The sequence below is a fragment of the Inquilinus sp. genome (genome assembly GCF_039594555.1).
Lineage (GTDB): Bacteria > Pseudomonadota > Alphaproteobacteria > DSM-16000 > Inquilinaceae > Inquilinus.
In genome coordinates this window covers 1-14,508 of sequence record NZ_JBCNNF010000164.1, presented here as the reverse complement: position 1 = coordinate 14,508, position 14,508 = coordinate 1, and the positions used below count along the sequence as shown (strand labels likewise).

General features: G+C 69.9%; 14 protein-coding genes. 5 read left to right on the top strand and 9 right to left on the bottom strand.

The features are described from left to right. Nucleotides 1-479, top strand: a 479-nt coding sequence (locus tag ABDW35_RS18375) for a methyltransferase domain-containing protein (RefSeq protein WP_343715329.1), incomplete at its 5' end; no start/stop codon positions are given. Here the strand turns inward: ABDW35_RS18375 and ABDW35_RS18370 are convergent. Together ABDW35_RS18370 and ABDW35_RS18365 are read right to left on the bottom strand one after the other, a co-directional pair. Further along, nucleotides 476-1,609: an acyltransferase gene (locus tag ABDW35_RS18370; protein ID WP_343715328.1), complete on the bottom strand. Its 1,134-nt coding sequence runs from the start codon at nt 1,607-1,609 to the stop codon at nt 476-478. The two genes, ABDW35_RS18375 and ABDW35_RS18370, sit on opposite strands and share 4 nt — an antisense overlap. A gap of 158 nt (nt 1,610-1,767) precedes the next feature. Continuing rightward, on the bottom strand, nt 1,768-2,622 hold the full coding sequence (locus ABDW35_RS18365; protein WP_343715327.1) for a MurR/RpiR family transcriptional regulator: 855 nt from the start codon (nt 2,620-2,622) through the stop codon (nt 1,768-1,770). A gap of 174 nt (nt 2,623-2,796) precedes the next feature. Here ABDW35_RS18365 and ABDW35_RS18360 point away from each other — a divergent pair, with 174 nt between their 5' ends. From ABDW35_RS18360 to ABDW35_RS18345, 4 genes are all read left to right on the top strand, one after another. After that, entirely contained in the window at nt 2,797-3,690 is an 894-nt protein-coding gene (locus ABDW35_RS18360; protein ID WP_343715326.1) for a BadF/BadG/BcrA/BcrD ATPase family protein, read from the top strand. Continuing rightward, a complete protein-coding gene (gene nagA, locus ABDW35_RS18355) occupies nt 3,687-4,790 on the top strand; it encodes an N-acetylglucosamine-6-phosphate deacetylase (RefSeq protein ID WP_343715325.1) in 1,104 nt (367 codons plus the stop codon). Before ABDW35_RS18360 ends, nagA begins: the two co-directional genes overlap by 4 nt. Beyond that, nucleotides 4,771-5,793 carry an SIS domain-containing protein gene (locus ABDW35_RS18350; protein WP_343715324.1) on the top strand — a complete coding sequence of 341 codons (1,023 nt, stop codon included), beginning with the start codon at nt 4,771-4,773 and terminating at the stop codon, nt 5,791-5,793. Before nagA ends, ABDW35_RS18350 begins: the two co-directional genes overlap by 20 nt. A gap of 214 nt (nt 5,794-6,007) precedes the next feature. Continuing rightward, on the top strand, nt 6,008-7,120 hold the full coding sequence (locus ABDW35_RS18345; protein WP_343715323.1) for a branched-chain amino acid ABC transporter substrate-binding protein: 1,113 nt from the start codon (nt 6,008-6,010) through the stop codon (nt 7,118-7,120). Nucleotides 7,121-7,173: 53 nt separating this feature from the next. Here ABDW35_RS18345 and ABDW35_RS18340 read toward each other — a convergent pair whose 3' ends face one another. The 7 genes from ABDW35_RS18340 to ABDW35_RS18310 all read right to left on the bottom strand — a co-directional run. Next, nucleotides 7,174-7,653, bottom strand: a complete 480-nt coding sequence (locus ABDW35_RS18340) for a DUF3280 domain-containing protein (protein ID WP_343715322.1) — start codon at nt 7,651-7,653, stop codon at nt 7,174-7,176. Nucleotides 7,654-7,854: 201 nt separating this feature from the next. Beyond that, a complete protein-coding gene (gene rplS, locus ABDW35_RS18335; RefSeq protein WP_343715321.1) occupies nt 7,855-8,244 on the bottom strand; it encodes a 50S ribosomal protein L19 in 390 nt (129 codons plus the stop codon). Continuing rightward, nucleotides 8,241-9,053, bottom strand: coding sequence for a tRNA (guanosine(37)-N1)-methyltransferase TrmD (trmD, locus tag ABDW35_RS18330; RefSeq protein WP_343715320.1), 813 nt, complete (start codon nt 9,051-9,053; stop codon nt 8,241-8,243). Before trmD ends, rplS begins: the two co-directional genes overlap by 4 nt. Continuing rightward, nucleotides 9,054-9,611 (bottom strand): ribosome maturation factor RimM, encoded by a 558-nt coding sequence (gene rimM, locus ABDW35_RS18325; protein ID WP_343715319.1) that lies wholly within the window; start codon nt 9,609-9,611, stop codon nt 9,054-9,056. Between the two features lie 141 nt (nt 9,612-9,752). Next, the gene (rpsP, locus tag ABDW35_RS18320) at nt 9,753-10,121 is read right to left on the bottom strand and encodes a 30S ribosomal protein S16 (protein WP_343715318.1); all 369 of its coding nucleotides are present in this window, start codon (nt 10,119-10,121) and stop codon (nt 9,753-9,755) included. 66 nt (nt 10,122-10,187) lie between these two features. Then, the gene (ffh, locus tag ABDW35_RS18315) at nt 10,188-11,585 is read right to left on the bottom strand and encodes a signal recognition particle protein (protein ID WP_343715317.1); all 1,398 of its coding nucleotides are present in this window, start codon (nt 11,583-11,585) and stop codon (nt 10,188-10,190) included. A gap of 179 nt (nt 11,586-11,764) precedes the next feature. Then, nucleotides 11,765-14,508: hypothetical protein (locus ABDW35_RS18310; protein WP_343715316.1), on the bottom strand; the 2,744-nt coding region annotated here is incomplete at its 5' end.

The window sequence follows — 14,508 nt, the reverse complement described above, 5'->3', positions numbered from 1 at the left end:
CCGAGGCCCTGCCCTTTGCCGAAGGCAGCTTCGACGTCGTCACCCTGGAGTACGTCGCCCATCATGTTGAGCACCTGCCCCGGGCCCTGCACGAGGCGGCCCGGGTGGCCCGCCGCGCCGTGCTGGTGCTGGACGGCTGGTACGACGAGACGCTGCCGTCGCAGCGGGCGATGCGTGATCTGGACGAATGGCGGAAGCGCATCGACCGCCGGCTCGGCATGATCCACAACCCCTGCCCCCGGCCGTGCGACCTGACCGGCCCGCTGCTCGCCTGCGGTCCGCTGGAGATCGACTATGCCTGTCGGCTGGAGCTGCGCCCGCGATCACTGGCCGAACTGGAGGATACGGCCCGGCGGCACCTGAACGGCGTCGCCCCGGCGCCCGATTTGGCGGCGGAGTTGGACCGCATCCTCGACGACGGCCGGCTGCACGGCTGTAGCGACGCCGGCACCCTGCTGCTCACGGCGCGACGGCCCTAGCTCGCGCCGCCGCTCGGCGATGCAACCGTGTCCGCCGGAATCCGTGGAGACACCAGCCGCAGCGCCTCGGCCGCCCGGCGGATCAGGATCGCGGCCGCCGGGATGCGGCGCAGTGCCGGCAGTTCCACGAGGGTCCAGGACAGGAAGGCCACCGGCAGGGTGACCAGCACCATCAGCAGGAAGAGCTGTGGCCACAGGAGGCCCGGCCACAGGCTGATCAGGACCTGACCGATCGGCCAGTGCCAGATATAGGTGGCGTAGGACAGCTCGCCGACCCGGCTGTAGCCGAGGATCCATCCTTTCGGAACCAGGGCGAACCACAGCCCGGCCGACGTGCATGCCAGGATCGAGGCCGGCTCAGCCCATGGCGTGCCCTGCACCAGCACGGTCAAGCCGCCGAGCGACGCCACCAGCCAGAGCGACACCGGAATCCAGCGCCGGTAGTGATAGACCGCGACCCCGATCGTGAAGCTGATGCCGAAGCAGGCCGTGGCTTCGACGGGTTCCACCAGGCGGAGATCGGTGCCGAAGGTGACCCCCAGGTAGAGGACGGCGATGGCGGCCAATGTCAGCGGCAATCGCCGAGGCGCGAGCCACCCGGCCGCCCACAGCAGCGCCAGCACGATGTAGCAGACGACCTCGTAGACCAGCGTCCACAGCGACGCGTTGACCTCGGCCGACCTCGTCACGGTCTCGAACATGCCCGGCAGTCCGGGCACGAACAGGCCGCTCGCTGCCTTCGGCACGAAGAGCCATGTGTCGAGCCGGCTGAAATAGTCGAGCACAGGCAGGCTGGTCATCAGCGGGCCGATCACGAAGACCATGGCGGTGGAGAACAGCAGCAGCGGCGGGACGATCCGCATCACTCGGGCCGCGGCATAGGCGCTGAGCGAGGATCTTCGGTCCAGGCTCATCGCCACCATGATGCCGCTGAAGACGAAGAAGAGCCGCAGCGCATTCTTTCCCATCAGAATCAGCGCCCAGCGAAACCGCGGATCATGCTCCGTATAGTACTGCTCCATGCCGCCGATCAGGACCGAATGCGCAAAGATGATGAACAGCGCGCCGACCATGCGGCACAGGTGGAAGTTGTTCCGCCGCTGCGCCATCGCCTGTTGCAGTGTCAGCAAGCGGCCCTCCTTCGCGATCGGACGCTGCCGTACCGCACGGCGCTGCGCCGGGGTCATGCCCGCCGGCATACCCGTCCAACCGAGGATCCGTCGCGGCAGGAACATCCGGCAAGGCGGCCACAAGGCGGACGGATCACCCGAAGGATGGAGGAGCCGGCCTAATCCTCCTGCGCCTCGTGCCGGCGGCCGAGCGCGACGGCGAGGGTCAGGGCCAGGCAGGGGGTGGCCGAGAGCGAGCGAAAGGCGTCGATCTCGCCCTCATGCACCACGAAGCAGGCATCGGCGATCGGGTAGACCGGGCTGAGGTCGCTGTCGGTGATGGCGACGATCGGCACCCCGGCGGCGCGGGCGCGGCGCGCCACCTCCTGCACGTCGGGGGCATAGCTGCGGAAGGTAACAACGAACAACGCGTCGCCGGGGCGGATCGCCCGCGACTGCTCGGCCAGCATGCCGCCGAAATTGTCGAGCAGATGCACCGGCCGGTCGAGTTGGGCCAGCAGGTAGGACAGGTAGACCGCGATCGGGAAGGATCGGCGCTGGGCGGCCAGATGGATGCAGTCGGCCCGCGCCAGGATGTCGACCGCCCGGGCGAAGACCGCGGGGTCGACATCGCCGCGCAGCCGCTCCAGCGCGCCGACCGAGATGTCGATGAAAGCGTTGAGCGGGCCGGACGGCGCCTCGGCCCCGCCGAAGCGGGCGTCGAGCGTACGGATGCGCGCCTCGTAGCTCGGCATGCGCTCGACCAGCTGGGCGCGGAACAGGCGCTGCATCTCCGAGAAGCCGTCGAAGCCCAGCGCCTGGGCGAAGCGGACCAGGGCCGAAGGCTGGACCTCGGCCTTGGCGGCGATAACCGCCACCGTCTCCAGCGCGATCACGTCGGGATGGGCCAGGGCGAATTCGGCGATGGTCTTCAGCCGCTTGCTGAGCGCCGGATAGCGCGCGGCGATGGCGCCGCGCAGCGCCTCGAAGCTGTCCGGCGCCGGCTCGGCCGCCACCGCTTCCGTCCCTGCCATGCGTGTTCGTTCCAAACGTTCCAAGTCTTGGAACAATAATCTCGAAATCGGCCGCGGGGGAACCGCCATTCGCTGTGGCCCGGCCGGCGCGCGGGTGGTATAGACCATTTGACGCGATGACGCTGCCGGCGCGGCTTGCTAGCGTCCGCGCCGACACGCATCCAGGACCAGGGCATGGCGATCCGCATCCATATCGGCGTCGACGGCGGCGCGACCGGCACCAGGCTCCGCGCCGTCGATCCGGAGGGACGCGTGCTGGGCGAAGGAATGGCCGGCCCGTCCAGCCTGACCCTCGGCGTCGACGGTGCCTGGACCCAGATCCGCGCCGCCCTGGCCGCGGCCGGCATCGCCGAGGCGAACTATGGCGACGCCGTGATCGCCTGCGGCCTGGCCGGCACCGGCCGGCCGGACAAGCGCGCCGAGTTCCGTGCCAAGGCCCCCGGCTTCGCCCGCCTTCGCCTGTGCTCCGACGCCCATGCCACGACCTTGGGCGCCCATGCCGGCCAGCCCGGGGCCGCGATCGCGCTGGGCACCGGCACGGTCGGCGGCGCGCTCTATGCCGACGGCACCACCCGCCAGGTCGGCGGCTGGGGCTTCCCGGTCGGCGACGAGGGCAGCGGCGCCTGGCTGGGGCTGAAGGCGCTGGGCGAGGCGCTGCAGCTGCTGGACGGCCGCGACATCGACCCGCCCGGCGGGTCGGCCCTGCACCGGGCGATGTTCGAGACCTGCGGCGCCACCCCGCCCGAGCTGCTGGCCTGGACCTACCAGGCGCCGTCGACGAAATACGCCACGCTGGCGCCGATCGTGGTGCGGCTGGCCGGCGAGGGCGACCCCGCCGCGGTGCGGCTGATGCGCTGGGCGGGGCATGAGGTCGACCGGCTGGCCCGGTCGCTGGACCCCGAGGGCACCCTGCCCTTCTGCGCCGGCGGCAGCCTGGCCGCGCCGCTGCGCCCCTATATGGACCCGGCGATCGTCGCCCGACTGCGCCCGCCGATGGGCGACGCCCGCGACGGCGCCGTGCTGCTGGCCCGGTCCCTGGCCCCCGGCGAAGCCTGGAGCGACGCATGACCAAGACCCTCGAAGGCCGCATCCTGACGCCCGGCGGCTGGGTCGCCGGCCGGCTGCGCTTCGACACCCATATCCGCGCGGTCGAGCCGGTGGCGGGGCTGGAGAGCGGCCCGATGATCCTGCCCGGCTTCATCGACCTGCACTGCCATGGCGGCGGCGGCGGCGATACGATGGAGGGCGAGGCCTCGATCCGCGCCCTGGCCCGCACCCATGCCCGGCACGGCACCACCGCGCTGCTGGCCACCACCATGACCTCCCCGGTCGAGGAGATCGAGACGGCGCTGGATGGCGCCGGAAGGGTGATCGCCGGGCGGCGCGAGGGCGAGGCGCGGGTGCTGGGCGTGCATCTGGAAGGCCCGTTCATCAGCCCGGACCGGCTGGGCGCCCAGCCGCCCTATGCCATTCCGGCCGACCTGGCGCGCATGGCGGATTTCTGCGACCGCGCCGACATCCGGGTCGTGACCTGGGCGCCGGAGGCCGACCCCGACGGCAGCCTGCAGGCCTTCCTGGCCGCCCGCGACATCCGGGTGCAGCTGGGCCATTCCTCCTGCGACTACGAGACCGCGGCCGAGGCGTTCTCGCGCGGGGTCGACGGCGTCACCCACATGTTCAACGCCATGACGGCGCTGCACCACCGCGCCCCCGGCATCGTCGGCGCCGCTTTGGCCCATGCCGAGCATGCCGAGCTGATCCCCGACCTGCTGCACGTCCACCCCGGGGCTATCCGGGCGGCGCTGCGGGCGATCCCGTCGCTCTACGCCGTCACCGACGCCACCGCGGCCTCCGGCATGCCGGATGGCGACTACAGGCTGGGCCGCTACACCGTCCGCAAATGCGGCAACGGCGTGCGGCTGGATGACGGCACCCTGGCCGGCAGCTGCCTGACCATGGACCGCGCCTTCGCCAACTTCGTCGCCATCGGCCTGGCGCCGGAGGAGGCGTCCCGCCGCACCTCGACCCTGGCCGCCGATTATCTCGGCCTGGCCGATCGCGGCCGCCTGGCGCCCGGCGCCTGGGCGGACATCGTCGTTCTCGACGCCGACCTGAGGGTCACGGGCGTCCATGTCGAAGGAGAGTCGATTGACCTCGATCATGCTTGAGGAGGCGCGCGAGGCCCCGGCCCGCATCGCCGACCTTCTGGCCGCCGACGCGGACCTCGTCCGCGACCTGGCCGCCCGGCTGCGCGCCGACCGGCCGCGCTTCGCCGTCACCATCGCCCGCGGCAGCTCCGACCACGCCGCGACCTATGCCGCCTATCTGCTGGGCAGCCGGTTGGGCCTGGTCACCGCCTCGCTGCCGCCGTCGCTGGAGACGCTGGGCCATTCCGACCTGGACCTGAAGGGCAGCCTGGCCATCGCCGTGTCGCAATCCGGCCGCAGCCCGGACCTGGTGACGCCGGTGCGCCGCGCCCGCGAGCGCGGGGCGCTGACCGTCGCGGTGCTGAACTCGACCGACAGCCCGGCCGCCCAGGCCGCGGAGATCGTCCTCGACCAGCATGCCGGGCGCGAGCGCGCGGTGGCCGCGACCAAGTCCTACATCGCCAGCCTGGTGGTCGCCGCCCGGCTGGTCGCCGAATGGGCCGGGGACACGGAGTTGAAGGCCGCACTGCAGCGGCTGCCGGAGGCGCTGGAGACCGCCGTGCGCTGCGACTGGTCGCCGGCGGTCGAGGCGCTGGCGAAGGCCGACCGGATGATGGTCGCCGGCCGCGGCCTGAACCTGGGCATCGCCCAGGAGAGCGCGCTGAAGTTCAAGGAGACCTGCATCCTGCAGGCCGAGGCGATGAGCGCGGCCGAGATCATGCACGGCCCCAAGGCGCTGGTGGAAGCCGGCTACCCGGTGCTGGCCTATGCCCCGAACGACGGCGGGCGCGAGAGCGTGCTGAAGATGGCGGCGGAGTTCCGCGGCCTGGGCGCCAACGTCCTGCTGGCCGGCGCGCCGGGGGTTGAGGGCGCCACCCTGCCGCTGCCGCCGCCACTGCACCCGGCGCTGGACCCGATCCTGGCGATCGGCGCCTTCTACCCCTTCGTCGCCGCCCTGTCCGAGGCCCGCGGCCTGTCGCCCGACGCGCCGCGCAACCTGAGCAAGGTGACCGAGACGGTCTGAGCCGATTCGGCATAAATCCGACCTATCCGTCGCGGAAAGGCTGGCCGGGGATATTTTCCTGATGGAACGCCCCGGCCGGCCGATCGAAACGAAGCCGGGGCGGACGGAAACGCCGGTTCTGTAACAAACGAATTCACGCCGGGCCTGCAATCGCTTTACCCTCTGCCCAAAGTGCGGGCATCCGGCCTGCCGGGAATTGTGAGGGGAGATTCGCATGAGCAGATTCCGCAGCGGGACGATGGCCTCGGCCCTGGCCTTGGCCACCGTCTTCGCCGGATCGGCCGCCTGGGCCGACGTCACCATCGGGGCCGCCTTCGTGCTGAGCGGCGGCAACGCGCCCTATGGCCTGCAGGAGCGGCGCGGCGTCGAAGCGGCGGTCGAAGCGATCAACGCCGCCGGCGGAGTCAATGGCGAGAAGATCAAGGTCGAGTTCGGCGACGATGCCGGCGACCCGCGCCAAGCCGTGCAGGTCGCGAACGACATGGTCAACAAGAAGGTGGTCGCGGTCGTCGGCCACACTCTATCGGGCGCCACCGTCGCCGCCGCCCCGGTCTATGACGAGGAAGGGATCATCATGATCACCCCCTCGGCCACCGCGGTCGACCTGACCGAGAAGGGCTACAAGACCGTGTTCCGCACCGTCGTCCGCGACGACCAGCAGGGCAAGGTCGCCGGCGCCTACATCGCCGACAAGTTCAAGGACAAGAAGATCGCCTTTGTCCAGGACTCCACCACCTACGGCAAGGGCCTGGCCGACGCCACCAAGGCGGTGGTCAACGCCGCCGGGGTGAAGGAAGCGGCGTATGAGACGATCACGCCGGGCGAACTCGACTACTCGGCCACCATCTCGAAGCTGAAGGCCGACAATATCGACGTGGTCTATTATGGCGGCCTGTACAACGAGGCCGGCCTGCTGCTGCGCCAAATGCGCGACCAGGGGCTGAAGGCGCAGTTCATCTCCGGCGACGGTCTGTACGCCCAGGATTTCTGGTCGATCGTCGGCCCGGCCGGCGAGGGCGTGCTGCTGACCATCGACAACCCGCCCGAGACCAACCCGGCGGCGAAGGACGTGGTCGCGGCGCTGAAGGCCAAGAACATCGACCCGGCCGGCTACACCCTCTACGCCTATGCCGCGGTCCAGGCCTGGGCCGAGGCGGCGAAGAAGGCCAAGTCTACCGACCCGGAGAAGGTCGCGGCCGCGCTGCATGACGGCAGCGACTACAAGACCGTGCTGGGCGACATCGCCTATGACGCCAAGGGCGACCGCACCAAGTCGGGCTACGCCCTGTTCAAGCGCACCGGCACGACCTTCGAGCCGGCGAAGTAAGCGGCGATCCGATCGGATCGATGCGAAGGGGCCGGCCCAGCCGGCCCCTTTTTCTATGGCGGCGCCTGGCGCAGCAGCCGCTCATCGACCAGGAAGTCGACGCCGCGCAGCCAGGCCGTGTCGGTGTCGCCGCGGATCTGGCCCGAGACATGGGCGACATACTGCCCGCTGCGCAGGTCGGCCACCCAGAGATCCATGGTCGAGATCAGGCTGGAGACCTTGTGCACCGTAGGCACCACCGCCAGATCCGCCCCGCTCTTCCGCGCCACATCCAGCCAGCAGCCGCCGCAATCGTAGCGCGGCGCCGTCGCCGCCACCTCGGCCGCGAGCGGCGCGAGATCGATCGGCCGGTAGCGGCCCGACTGCTCCAGCTTCCGCTCCAGATGGCCGGTGGCCAGCGCGATCCGCACATCATGGCCGGCCGGTGCAGCCTCGCCGCTGGTGTCGGCCAGCTCGAACGGGAACACCGCGACCGGCGTCTGCGCCGCAACCGGACCGGCGGCCAGCACCAGGATCGCAAGCAGCCATCGCATCGCCGGCCTCCCTCGCTGCGGATCGGTCGAGCCTAGGCCGCGCGGCCTGCGGCGGAAACGCGACTTATGGAGGAAGAACCGCGGCAGCTCCCTTCCAGGACAGCGATCTGGAGCAGTTGCATGGCCGGCCGGCGGCGCAAACGAAAAGGGCCGGCGCAGCGCGCCGGCCCTTGGTCAGACCCGATGAAGCCGGAGGGGCGATCAGCCCTCCTTCTGCTCCTGCTGGGGCTTGTTGTCCCGGCGCTCGGTGATGCGCGCAGCCTTGCCGCGGCGGTCGCGCAGGTAATACAGCTTGGCGCGGCGGACGGCGCCGCGGCGGACGACCTCGATCGAGTCGATGCGCGGGCTGTACAGCGGGAAGACGCGCTCGACGCCCTCGCCATAGCTGATCTTGCGGACGGTGAAGTGGCTGTGCAGGCCGGCATTCTTGCGGCCGATGCAGACGCCCTCATAGGCCTGCACGCGCTCGCGCGTGCCTTCGATGACCTTGACGTTCACCTTGACGGTGTCGCCGGGCTGGAAATCCGGGATCTTGCGGTCGGCGGTCAGCTTGTCGACCTGTTCCTGTTCGATCGTCTGAATGATGTTCATGGCTCTCGTCCTTCTTGTTCCTTGGTGTCTCTACGTCGGTCTCGTCCCGGGCGCTTTCGGACGTGGCTCCCGCCGCCTTCCGCCCTTTCGGGGTTCACGGCGAGATATCGCTGCCAGAGGTCCGGGCGTCGCTCCCGGGTGATGCTTTCCGCCTGTTCCAGCCGCCAGCGCCGCACCTTCGCATGGTTGCCGGAGACCAGGATCTCCGGCACCGCGCGGGATGCGCCGTCGGCGCCCGTCCACAGGGCCGGCCGGGTGTAGTGCGGGTACTCCAGGAGACCCGCCCCGAACTCGGCCCCGAAACTCTCCTCCCCGGCGCTCTCCGCGTTGCCCATGACGCCGGGCAGCAAGCGCACCACGGCATCGATCAGGGCCAGCGCGGCGATCTCGCCGCCGGACAGGATGAAATCGCCCAGGCTGACCTCCTCCGCCCCCTGGGCGTCGAGAAGCCGCTGGTCGACCCCTTCGTACCGGCCGCAGAGCAGGACGATCGCCTGCTCCGCCGCCAGCTCCCGCACCAGCGCCTGATCGAGCAGCCGGCCGCGGGGGCTCAGATAGATCAGCCGCTCCCCCGGGCGGCGGACCGCCTGCACGGCGTCGTCCAGAACCTGGGGAAGCATGACCATGCCGGCGCCGCCCCCGAAGGGGGCGTCGTCGACCGAGCGGTGCTTATCGCGCGCGAAGCCGCGAATGTCCACCGATTCCAGCATCCAGTCGCCGCGCGCCAGCGCCCGTCCGGCCAGGGACTGGCCGAGCGGGCCCGGAAACATCTCCGGGAACAGCGTCAGGATGCGGGCGGTCCAGGCCATTCAGCCCTCGCCGTCCGCGTCGTCATCCTCTTCCGGCGGCCGCTCCGCCGGCTCCAGCAGCCCGGCCGGCGGGTCGACGACGATGCGGCGGCCGGCGATGTCGACCACCGGCACCGCGGCGCGGGTGAAGGGCATCATCACCGTGCCCGCCCCCTGCCGCGCGATCTCCAGCATCTCGCCGGCGCCGAAATCGAAGACGCCGCGCACCGTGCCGAAGACCGTCCCGTCCGCCAGCACCGCCGGCAGGCCGATCAGGTCGGCATGGTAGAACTCGTCCTCCTCGGGCTCCGGCAGCGCGGCGCGGTCGACATAGAGCCGCAGGCCGCGCAGCGCATCGGCCGCGTCGCGGTCGGCGACGCCCTCGACCTTCACGATCCACTGGTCCTTGGCCCAGGACAGCAGCTGCAGGGCGAGACGCCGCGCCCCGGCTTCGTCCGAGACCGGGCCGTAGGCGGTCAGGTCCTCCGGGGCGGCGGTGAAGGGCTTGACCTTCACCAGGCCGCGGACGCCGTGCGCCCCGGTGATCTGGCCGACGCAGACCTTGGAGGGTGATGCCATGGAAGACGGTCCGGCAAACTGCCCGGCCCTTCCCATTCCTCGTCATTCCCGCGAAAGCGGGAATCTCATCGGCATCGAGAGCGTCAGGAGATCCCCGCTTTCGCGGGGATGACGGTCAGGGAGGGGCGTGGGCAGGGCCGATCAGGCCTCGGCCGGAGTCTCGGCGGCCTTGGCGGCAGCCTCGGCCGCAGCCTTGGCGCGCTCCTGGGCCTTCGCCTTCGGGGCCGACTTCGACGGGGTCTCGCGGTACGTCGGCATCGGCGCCAGCTCGGCCTGGCCGAGGAACTTGGCGACGCGCTCGGTCGGCTGGGCGCCGACCGACAGCCAATGCTTGATCCGGTCGCCCTTCAGCACCAGGCGCTCCGGATGGTCCTTCTCCAGCATCGGGTTGTAGGTGCCGACCTTCTCGATAAAGCGGCCGTCGCGCGGGCTGCGCGTGTCGGCGATCACGATCGCGTAGAACGGGCGCTTCTTGGCGCCGCCGCGGGTCAGGCGGATCTTGACGGACATTGCGGTACTCTCCTCAGGTCAAACTCTAGAATTCTCGAAACTCACGAAGGACGGCCGGGGCCGGTCCTACATCTTGAAGCCGGGCGGCAGCATGCCGGGCGGCAGCTTGGGCATGCCGCGCATCAGCCCGGCCTTCCCCAGCTTCTTCATCCGCTTCATCATGTCGGCCATCTGCTGATGCTGCTTCAGCAGCTTGTTGACGTCCTGCACCGTGCTGCCGGAGCCGGCGGCGATGCGGACCTTGCGCTTGGCGTGGATGATCTTGGGGTTGCGGCGCTCGGTCGGCGTCATCGAGGAGATGATCGCCTCCTGCCGCTTGATCATCTTGTCGTCCAGGCCGGCCGTCTTCATCTGGTCCTTGATCTTGCCGACGCCGGGCAGCATGCCCATCAGCCCCTGCAGCCCGCCCATCTTGCGCATCTGGCGCAGCTGCGAGGCCAGGTCCTCCAGGTCGAACTCGCCCTTCTGGATCTTGGCCGCGAGCTTCTCGGCATCCTCCTTCTCGATCGTCGCCGCCGCCTTCTCGACCAGGCTCACGACGTCGCCCATGCCGAGGATGCGGTTGGCGATGCGGTCGGGATGGAACAGCTCCAGCGCGTCCATCTTCTCGCCCATGCCGATCAGCTTGATCGGCTGGCCGGTGACGGCGCGCATCGACAGGGCGGCGCCGCCGCGGCTGTCGCCGTCGACGCGGGTCAGGACGATGCCGGTGACGCCGACCCGCTCATGGAAGGTGCGGGCGACGTTGACCGCGTCCTGGCCGGTCATGGCGTCGGCCACCAGCAGGGTCTCGGTCGGGCGGGTGGCGTCGCGGATCGCCACCACCTCGGCCATCAGCTCCTCGTCGATGGCGAGGCGGCCGGCGGTGTCGAGCAGGACGACGTCGAAGCCCTCGAGCCGGCCGCGCTCCATGGCGCGGCGGGCGATGGCCAGCGGGTCCTGCCCCGGGATGATCGGCAGGGTGGTGACGCCGATCTGCTCGCCCAGGATCTTCAGCTGCTCCTGCGCGGCCGGGCGCCGCGTGTCGAGCGACGCCATCAGGACCTTCTTGTTGTCCCGTGTCTTCAGGCGCAGGGCGAGCTTGCCGGTGGTGGTGGTCTTGCCCGAGCCCTGCAGGCCGACCATCAGCACCGGCACCGGCGGCACGGCGATCAGGTTGATCGGCGTGGCGGCGTTGAGGTCGGGCATCTCGCCCGCGGTGCCGCCCAGCATCTCGACCAGGCAGTCATGGACGATCTTGATGACCTGCTGGCCGGGGGTGACCGAGCGCAGCACCTCCGCCCCGACCGCGCGCTCGCGCGCCTTGTCGATGAAGTCCTTGACCACCGGCAGGGCGACGTCGGCCTCCAGCAGCGCCACGCGCACCTCGCGCATGGCGGCGCCGACATCGGCCTCCGTCAGCGCGCCGCGCTTGCGAAGCCGGTCGAAGATGTCGCCGAGACGGCCGCTCAGACCTTCGAACATGATCGCCCTTCGAATACAGTGACCCCAAACGGAAAAGCGCCAGTGCGCGACACTCGCGGACTGGCGGCACCCCATGGGGTCTCATTGCGGGCCGATCCCACAACGGTCGATCTTTTAGGCGGATGGCGGCGAGGAGTCAACCGGAGGCCGGATGACCGGCCTCCGTCCCCCCGGCGCTCCTAGATCATCTTGGCGCCAGGCCCGCCGCCGCCCCGGGGCGGGCGGTCATCAGAGCCACCGCCCTTGTCATCATCGCCGCCGGACTTGCCATCGCCCTTGTGCAGCTTCGGGTCGAGGCGGTTGCTGGAGGATCCGTCCTTCTGCGGCGTGTCCTTGAAGTGGTGCCATTCATCCGACTGGTAGTCGTAGAGGCTCTGGTCGGCCGGCGCGTCGCGGCCGCCATAATGGTGGATCGAGTAGCGGGCGTATTCGACCTTGTCGCCCCAATCATCCTGCAGCAGGCCGTCGGCGGCGAGATCCTTGTACCACTGGCCCTCCTTGTCGGTGGCCTTCTGCTTCTTCTCGTGGTCGACGAAGAAGCCGATGATCGCGCCGATCCCGGCCAGGGCGATGCCGACCAGGAACAGCGGCCCGGCCGCGGCGGAGAGGCCGGCCGCCACCGGCCCGAACAGCCCAGCGATGCCGATCGCGCCGGCCGCGCCGCCGGCAACGCCGCTGATCACCTGCAGCGCGCCCTGCGCCTTCTGCAGGTCGCTGCCGGCCTGGACGCCGGACTTGATGGTGAAGGCGCCGAGCACGATGTCGGCCACGCCGCCGACCCCGTCGCTGAGCGCGCCCAGGACCTTGACGGTGGAGCCGGCGATCTTGGCGGCGCGGGACGGGTCGATTTTCGGCGCGTCGCTCTTGATCTGGCCGTTCAGCAGGTCGGTGACGCCCTTGGTGGCGTCGTCGCCGTTGAGGCCGGCGATGGTGTCCGGCGTCGGCTTCGGATGGCCGGCGTCGTATTTGGTGAAGATCTTGTCGATCTCGTCGCCCATGGTCTTGGCGAAGTCGGAGCCAAGATCGGGCGCCGGCAGCTTCGGTGCGCCCGAGGCCTTGGCCTCCTCCAGCTTCTTGCCCCACAGGCCCTGCGAGCCCCAGATCTCCGGCACCGATTTGGCCAGGCCGAGCATGTCGACCAGCCCGCCCTTGCCGAGCGCGCTGAAGATGGCATCGCCGGTCTTGATGAAATGCGAGGAGGCGCCGGCGAAGCTGATGAAGTCCTTGGCGATCGACAGCCGTTCCAGCGGGTCGTCGCCCAGCTTGCCGCCCTTCCCGACCAGCTGGTAGATGCCGGAGAACAGCGAGATGCCGCCGCCGAGCGAACCGAGCACGCCCTTCTCGTTCACCGCGCCGAGGAAGCCGAGGAAGCCGGCTTGGTCCTTCAGCGGCACATAGGCCTTGTACTTGTCGAGCGATGCGGCGGGGATGCGGCCGCCATTCTCCGCCGCCTCCTTGGCCGTGCCCTGCACGGCCTCGATCACCTTCTTCTGGTCGACATTGCCGTTGACGAACTCCTCGACGAACTTCTCGATCGTCTCGATGGTCCGGCGCGGCAGGTCCAGCCCTTCGGCCTTGATCACGCCCTTCAGCAGGCCGAACAGGTCCTTGGTCGCCTGCAGCTTGTTCTCGTCCGAGACCTTGGACGGGTCGCCGACCAGATCGTTGAGATCGGCCGTCAGGCTGTCGGCCTGCAGTTTCTGCGCCGCCGCCTTGCCCTTCTCGGGGTCGAGCAGGGTCAGGCTCTGGATCATCGTGGCGACGTCGGCCTGGGCGGCGTGGTCCAGGCCCTTGCCCTTCAGGTCCTGGATGAAGTCCAGGTAGCTGGTGTCGTCGCCGTCCTTGCCGTTCAGCAGGGTATCGAGCTTCCGGGTCAGCCCCTCGCGGTCGGGGACGTGGCCCAGCGCGTCGTTGAGCTTGGCCTGGTAGTCCTTGGCGATGGTCTCGTCGGAGAACAGCTTGGTCAGGGAGGCGTCGAGGTCGCGGCCGTCGATGATGTCCTGCAGGTCCACCGCGGTGAGCTGGGTCTGCTTGTCGTCGCTGTTGCGCCAGGTGCCGCCGAAGGCACCCTGCCCTTCCTCATAGCCGATGATGCCGCGACCGCTCTGCGTCGCCGCCTTGGCCTCCAGCGCGCGCACCAGCTTGGCCCGCGGATCGTCCTTGGCGATCGACCCGTCCTCGACGCCCTTGCGGTACTGCTCGATCAGGTTTTTCGTGGCCAGGCCGGAGACGGTCAGCGGCTCTGAGTCCGACTTGTCCGGGTCGGATTTCACATCGGTCTTGAGGCCGAGCACGTCGAGGTCGCCGGCCGGCGGCAGGCCGTGCGCCTTGCGGATGTCGTCGACCTGGCCCTGCTGCGTGCCTTCGGCCTTGGCCATGATCCGGTCGTAGAGCGGTTTGTTGATGTCCTGCGACACCACGAACTTGCCGCCATCCTTGGTCTCGAACTGGATCAACCCGGGGCCAAGCTCGTCCGGCCAGCCCCAGCGGGTGATGTCCGCATCCTTCGGATAGGCGTCGGCGCCGGCCAGGGTGTAGCCGTTGTCCTCGCTCTTGTGGATCCTGCCCCAGGTGTCGCCCAGGGCCTTGGCCTTGTCGAACAGCTCCGGCGTCAGCGACTGCGAGATCGCGACCTTCTTCCCGTCCGTGGTCTCGTAGCGGAAGATGCCACCCTCCTCGGTGCTGAACAGCTTGATGTCGTTCAGCCCCGGCGGCTTGGAGTCGCCATTGGCGATGGTGTAGCCCTGGCCCTCGCTCCTGTTGATGGCCGAGAGCGCCTCGAAGTCCTGCGAGACATGGTCGTACAGGTCCGGGTTGGTCGCCTTGGCGACGATGACCTTGGTGCCGTCCCTGGTCTCGTAGCGGATGGTGTCGGGCCCGACCTCGCCCGGCCGGCCGATCGCCTTGTAGTCCTGGAAAGCCG

What these genes read in the sequence shown, in the direction of transcription:
- ABDW35_RS18365 (WP_343715327.1), bottom strand. Translation starts at nt 2,622, where the DNA reads ATGGCAGGGACGGAAGCGGTGGCGGCCGAGCCGGCGCCGGACAGCTTC.
- rplS (WP_343715321.1), bottom strand. Translation starts at nt 8,244, where the DNA reads ATGAACATCATTCAGACGATCGAACAGGAACAGGTCGACAAGCTGACC.
- ABDW35_RS18345 (WP_343715323.1), top strand. Translation starts at nt 6,008, where the DNA reads ATGAGCAGATTCCGCAGCGGGACGATGGCCTCGGCCCTGGCCTTGGCC.
- rpsP (WP_343715318.1), bottom strand. Translation starts at nt 10,121, where the DNA reads ATGTCCGTCAAGATCCGCCTGACCCGCGGCGGCGCCAAGAAGCGCCCG.
- ABDW35_RS18340 (WP_343715322.1), bottom strand. Translation starts at nt 7,653, where the DNA reads ATGCGATGGCTGCTTGCGATCCTGGTGCTGGCCGCCGGTCCGGTTGCG.
- nagA (WP_343715325.1), top strand. Translation starts at nt 3,687, where the DNA reads ATGACCAAGACCCTCGAAGGCCGCATCCTGACGCCCGGCGGCTGGGTC.
- ABDW35_RS18360 (WP_343715326.1), top strand. Translation starts at nt 2,797, where the DNA reads ATGGCGATCCGCATCCATATCGGCGTCGACGGCGGCGCGACCGGCACC.
- trmD (WP_343715320.1), bottom strand. Translation starts at nt 9,053, where the DNA reads ATGGCCTGGACCGCCCGCATCCTGACGCTGTTCCCGGAGATGTTTCCG.
- rimM (WP_343715319.1), bottom strand. Translation starts at nt 9,611, where the DNA reads ATGGCATCACCCTCCAAGGTCTGCGTCGGCCAGATCACCGGGGCGCAC.
- ffh (WP_343715317.1), bottom strand. Translation starts at nt 11,585, where the DNA reads ATGTTCGAAGGTCTGAGCGGCCGTCTCGGCGACATCTTCGACCGGCTT.